Source organism: Mesorhizobium sp. M7A.F.Ca.MR.362.00.0.0 (assembly GCF_004023175.1).
In the GTDB taxonomy this organism is placed as follows: domain Bacteria; phylum Pseudomonadota; class Alphaproteobacteria; order Rhizobiales; family Rhizobiaceae; genus Mesorhizobium.
Genome location: NZ_RZTF01001212.1, coordinates 1 through 219, shown reverse-complemented (window position 1 = coordinate 219; position 219 = coordinate 1). Strand labels below are relative to the sequence as shown.

The 219-nt window shown below is 56.6% G+C and carries 1 pseudogene; it reads left to right on the top strand.

Annotated elements, in window-relative coordinates:
* Positions 1 to 219, top strand: a pseudogene (locus EOC06_RS39670) (EmrB/QacA family drug resistance transporter); the annotation flags it as partial.

Sequence of the window (219 nt, the reverse complement as noted above, 5' to 3'; positions counted from 1 at the left end):
GGCTTTTTTCGATGGTGCGCAACATAGGCGGAGCCATCGGTATCGCCCTTTCCAGCCAGATCGTGGTTGAGCGTGAAAAACTGCATGCGCAGCGCATTGGCGAATCGGTTACCTCTTTTGCTCAGGCAACGCAGGAACGGCTGGTCGAGACAGTCAACATGCTCTCACACGTTCATCTCGATCACGCCACCGCTCTGTATAGCGCGGGGGCGGCAAGAT